Below are 5,455 nucleotides of genomic sequence, written 5' to 3'. Positions count from 1 at the left end.
CCGGGAGACGGCTGGCGCCTTGCCCGGGGCCGTCCGGGCCTCGACCCGCACCATCACCGAGTCCGCCGCGACCGACTCCACGCCCAGGATCGACACCGGCGCCCAGACCAGCTCGTCGTACGGAGCCTCCTTCGCCATCCCCTCGGCCGTCTCCAGGATCAGGTCCTCGACCCGCTGCAGGTCCTCCTTGTACCCGATCTGCACGTCCACCGAGGCGGTCGCCCAGCCCTGGCTCATGTTGGCGATCCGCTTCACCTCGCCGTTGCGGATGTACCAGATCTCGCCGTTCGAGCCGCGCAGCTTGGTCACCCGCAGCCCGACCTCCAGCACCGTGCCGGTCGCCACCCCGGTGTCGATCTCGTCGCCGACGCCGTACTGGTCCTCCATGATCATGAAGACCCCGGAGAGGAAGTCCGTCACCAGGTTGCGGGCGCCGAAACCGATCGCCACACCGGCCACACCGGCACTCGCCAGCAGCGGAGCCAGGTTCACCCCGAGCGCGGAGAGCACCATCAGCGCCGCCGTGCCCAGGATGGTGAAGGAGGCCACGCTGCGCAGCACCGAGCCGATCGCCTCCGAGCGCTGCTGGCGCCGCTCCGTGTTCACCACCCCGGTGTTGGCCAGCAGGCCGCCCAGCCGGCTCTCCTCCTGGTCGTCGTGGCTGCGCGCCATCCGCGCGATCAGCTGGGTGATCAGCTTGCGCACCACGGCCCGCAGCACCAGCGACAGCAGGATGATGAGGATGATCCGCAGGCCGCTCTCCAGCCAGCTCTGCCAGTGCGAGTCGAACCAGCTGGCCGCCTGCCGGGTGGTGTCGGTGACCTCCTGCGCGCTGGTGGGGATGCGCAGGTCCAGCTGCGGCAGTTCCGGCGCGGTGGGCGAGGGGGCCGGCGTCGGAGTGGAGAGCGTCGAGGACGCGTCGGCGGCGATGCCGGTGGCGCCGGAGCGGAACACGGGCGGACCTTCCTTGCAGGGGGCGTGGCAGACCCGCGCCGCCGCAAGCGGCCCGCGGACCGTGCGGCTTAGCCTATCCGGCGCCGAACCCCCGCATGGACACGCCGAAGGACAGGCCGAAGGGCGTAGCCGGCCACCCCTACGCCCCGTCAACGCTCCGGTGCGCTCCCCTCGCACGCTGCTCCGGACGGCCGCCCGGCACTGCTCCGACCGGCCGAGCCGTCCCCCGGGAGGGCCACCGCGCCGCGCCCCGGCGGCGCCCGGGTGCAACCCGACCGCCCCCAGGGCATACCGGGTATGACGGAGACCACACCCGGAGTTCACCCCGGGTCCGTTACACAGGAGTGGTGGCGCCGTACGACGGCGTAAGGCGACACTGGGGGAGATCGCGTACTCGTTGCGCGATCCAACCGCTCGTCCCGGCGCGAGCCACGCGCCGCAGGCGTCCAAGGAGGCATCCGTGCCGCATGTCCTGGTCCTCAACGCGTCCTACGAGCCACTCGGCGTCGTATCGATGCGCCGCGCACTCATCCTGGTCCTCAACCACAAGGCGGTCAGCCTGGAGGACTCGGGAGTCACTCTGCACAGCGCCACCAGCGCCCTACCGGCGCCGTCCGTCGTCCGCCTGACCCGCTTCGTCCGGGTCCCGTTCTGCGGGCCCGTCCCGCTCACCCGCCGGGCCCTGTTCGCCCGCGACCACGGCCGCTGCGTCTACTGCGGGGCCGCCGCCACCAGCGTCGACCACGTCATCCCGCGCAGCCGCGGGGGCCAGCACCGGTGGGACAACGTGGTGGCGGCCTGCCGCCGCTGCAACCACACCAAGGCCGACCGCCACCTCACCGAACTCGGCTGGCGGATGAAGCGCCAGCCCGCGCCGCCCAGCGGACTCGCCTGGCGGATCATCGGCACCGGGATCAAGGACCCGCGCTGGCGGCCGTACCTGGAGCCGTACGGCGGCGGGGACCAACTGCGCGCCCCGCAGTGGGGCGAGTACGAGCACCACGACCATACGGAGCCGACCCACTCCGTCCCGATCGGCCGGGCGCACGTCGCCCACCCCGCCCCCGTCCGCCGCGGCGAGCAGCCCGAACCGCTCTCCGCCTGACCGAAGCTCCACAAGGGCTCGCCCGTCACACCGTCGGTACGCGCCTCATGGGCCGCCGCGCCCCCCGAACCGGGGGGAACGGCGGCCCGCCGCGTTACGGCTTCTGAGGCGCTGCGGGCGCCCCGGGCGCCACCGGCGGCGTCGCGGGGTTGCCCGGCTGGGTCGGCGGAGGGGTCGTGGGCTGCGTCGGCGCCGTCGGAGCCGTCGGAGCGGGGACGGCGTACAGCTCGACGCCCCACAGCGAGTAGCCGTACTTGGTCGCCCGCGCCACGCCCTGCATCCGGACGAACCGCACGCCCGGCGCGTCGAAGCGCACCGTCTCGTCCCCGCCCTTGCCGTTGTCCACCGTCGCCGCGTCCGTCCAGCTGTTCCCGTCCGCCGAGACCTGGATCCGGTACGAGGCGGCGTACGCGGCCTGCCAGTGCAGCACCGCCGAGCCCAGGTGGGCGGCCTGCGGCAGCTCCAACTGCACCCAGGCGTCGTCCTTGGCCGGCGAGGACCAGCGGGTCTTCGGGTCCCCGTCGGAGACCGCCGAGGCCGGGAAGTCCGCCGTCTCGTCGCCCGAGGAGGTGGCCTTGGCGCCGAGCGCCAGGTCCGGACCGCCGGTCGGCGGCACCACGTGCACCTGGAGAACCTGCTTCACGGTGGTGGAGCCGGCCACGAAGGACACCGGCACCCGGTACGTTCCGGACGGCGTCCCCGGCGCGGCGCTGACCAGCAGCGGCACGCCCACCCGGCCGCCGCGCGGCACGGACACCGGCCCGGCCGGGGTCACGGTGAGGCCCTTGGCGGCGGCCGGCACCTCGGCGCGCAGCTCGCCGGTGGTGCCCTCCGGGCGGCCGGCCTCGACGGTGCCACGGGTCTGGGTGGGCGCGGCCGCGCCGGTGACCACGTCCAGGGTCGGGTCGGCGAGGGTGAGCCGGGCCGCCGGGGCGTCCGCGTACCAGGGGATGACCTGGTTGACCACCGGCGGGTCGCCGCCCGGCTTCCAGGTCAGCCGGAAGGCGTCGGCCGGCTGCCCGCCGGCCGGCAGCTCGTTGTAGCCGGGCTGCACGGTGCCGATGTCCGCCCAGGTGCCGTCCGCGCGGCGCACCGCGGCGGTCGCGGTGGCACGCACGTTCGGGTCGGTCAGCACGGTCAGCCGGTCCAGCGGACGGGCGGCGCCGAGCTCGACGACGAGCGGCTGGTCCTGCGAGGTCGGAGGCTTGGCGGCGCGGTAGGCGGTGTCCGGGTTGCCGTCCAGGACGGACGCGGCGGACGATCCGGGCAGCGCGTCGGGCCCGCCGGAGACGCTGGCCGGGGCCTCGTCCGGGGCGGTGACGGTGAACTCCCGAACCGCGACGGCGGTCTTCTGCGCGGCGGTGGCCCGCAGCCGCACCGCCCGTACCACCGTGCCGGGCGGCAGCTGGGCGCTGACCGTCTTCTGGTTCTTCACCACGGCGAGCTGCTTCCAGCCGCCCTCGCCGGTGCTGTACTCCAGCACTCCGTCGCGGATGTAGTCGTCCACGGCGGTCTGCGCGTCCGCGCCGTCGCCCCAGCCGCCCATCAGCACGGTGACGCCGCTGATCGGCCGCCCCGCCCCGAGGTCCACGCCGACCGAGTCGCCGGGCTGCGGGGGAGCGGAGCTCCAGTAGAAGGTGCCGGCCTGGCCGTCGGTCATCAGCGCGGGCAGGTGGTCGTGCGCCGTGCCCATGGTGGTGGTCGGGGTGACCCCGCCGCTGACCACGCCGGCCCAGTTGTCGGCGGCGCGCACGGCACGGTCCAGGAACGGGCCGAGCACGCCCGCGCCGATCGTGGCCGGGGCGTCCGCCAGCTGGGCGCGCAGCTGGTTGAGCTGCACCCGGGCCTTCCAGGCCGCCGCGCCGTCACCGCCGTGCTGGGCCAGCAGCATGTCCAGCGCGGCCTGCCCGGCCAGCCCGTAGTCGCGCAGCGGCGAGAGCCAGGGCGCGGCCTCGGCGGCCAGCGGGGCGGTGGCCTGGGTGCCGGCCAGGGTCTGCTGGGCGCCCGCCATCGCGCTGAAGGCGTCGCGCAGCGGGGCCGCCGCCGCTATCAGCCGGTTGAGGTCGGGGGCGGCGCCGGAGGTGGGCTCGGCGGTGGCCCAGAACTGGTCCAGCAGCGGCGTCAGGTAGCCGGACTCCTGCTTGGACAGCGGAGAGGAGGTGCTGTTGCCGGCCAGCGCGGTGACCGCGGCCAGCGCCGACCCCCCGGCGGGCGTGGCGGCCGCGCCGGTCGGCCCGGCCAGCGTGCGCACCGCGGCCTGCCAGGACTCGTCGGGCTTGTAGCCGGCCGGGTTCCAGGCGAAGTCGCCGGCCGTGGCGAGCGCGATCCGCGAGGCCACCGGCTGCTGCATGGCGCCGGTCAGCAGCACCGCCGAGCGGGTGGCCACCTCCGGGTCGCGGCCGGTGTAGGCGCCGAGGAAGAGCCGGTCCGGGCTGGCGTCGTTGACCGGGTAGTTGTCCATGGTGATCAGCGGGTGCCCGTACAGGCCGGCGGTGTCGGAGGCCTGGGCACCGGTGATCTTCTCCGGGATCACCCCGACTCCGCTCCAGGCCACCTGCACGCCGTCCGGCAGCGCCCCGGCCAGCGCCTTGCGGTACGGGGTCGAGCCCTGCTGGTGGTACTCGGTGGGGACGACGGACAGCGGCGCCAGGCCCGGGTTCTTCGCGATCAGCCGGTCCTGCACCTTGCGGACCAGCTCGGCCTGCGCCTTGGCGGCCGCGGCGGGCCCGGTGCCGTACTTGTCACGGTCGCCGCCGCAGTGCCACTCGTCGTAGCTGACGTCCAGGAACTGCAACTGGAAGGCGGTGAAGCCGAGTTTGCGCAGCCCGTCCAGCTTGGCGACCAGCGCGTCCACGTCCTTGCCGGAGCTGAAGCAGAACGACTGCCCCGGGTCGATCGCGTAGCCGAGGGTCACGTGGTTCTGCCGGGCCCGGTCGCCGAGTTCGCGCAGCTCCGACTGCTGGGCGGCGGGGTAGGCGTCGCGCCAGCGGGAGAGCCGGAACGCGTCGTCGCCGGGGGCGTAGAGGTAGAAGTTCTGCTTGGAGCGGCCCAGGAAGTCCACCTGGTCGAGCCGCTGCTGCGCCGTCCACGGGGTGCCGTAGAAGGCCTCCGCGGTGCCGCGCACCGGCGCGCCGCTCGGCCAGTCCCGCAGCGTGATCCCGGGCAGGCCGAGCCCGGCCGCGCCCGGCCCCTGGCCCTGCCCGGCCGGTACGGCGGCGAGCAGTTGGCGAAGGCTCTGCGCGGCGTAGAAGGTGCCGGTCGCGTCCGCGCCGGCCAGCACCACCGCGCCGTACGTCCCGCCGCCCTGGGCGGGCAGCTGACCGACCGACAGCACGTAGCCGCCGGCCGGCAGGTCCGCGATCGAGGGCGCGGTGCCGTCCTTGCCTCCGGCCGCGG

The 5,455-nt window shown here is 74.9% G+C and carries 3 protein-coding genes; 1 reads left to right on the top strand and 2 read right to left on the bottom strand.

The window, feature by feature from the left end; genetic code table 11:
• Nucleotides 1-954, bottom strand: a 954-nt coding sequence (locus tag J0670_RS28850; RefSeq protein ID WP_307806741.1) for a mechanosensitive ion channel family protein, incomplete at its 3' end; no start/stop codon positions are given.
• Nucleotides 955-1,414: 460 nt separating this feature from the next.
• Between J0670_RS28850 and J0670_RS28845 the strand changes: the two genes are divergently transcribed.
• A complete protein-coding gene (locus J0670_RS28845; protein WP_207814627.1) occupies nt 1,415-2,059 on the top strand; it encodes an HNH endonuclease in 645 nt (214 codons plus the stop codon).
• Between the two features lie 94 nt (nt 2,060-2,153).
• Here J0670_RS28845 and J0670_RS28840 read toward each other — a convergent pair.
• Nucleotides 2,154-5,455: beta-N-acetylglucosaminidase domain-containing protein (locus tag J0670_RS28840; protein ID WP_207814626.1), on the bottom strand; the 3,302-nt coding region annotated here is incomplete at its 5' end.

It is taken from the genome of Streptomyces sp. FH025, from assembly GCF_017427025.1.
Classification (GTDB): Bacteria; Actinomycetota; Actinomycetes; order Streptomycetales; family Streptomycetaceae; genus Kitasatospora.
The sequence above is the reverse complement of the archived record's forward strand: the minus strand, read 5'-3'. Positions and strand labels throughout refer to the sequence as shown.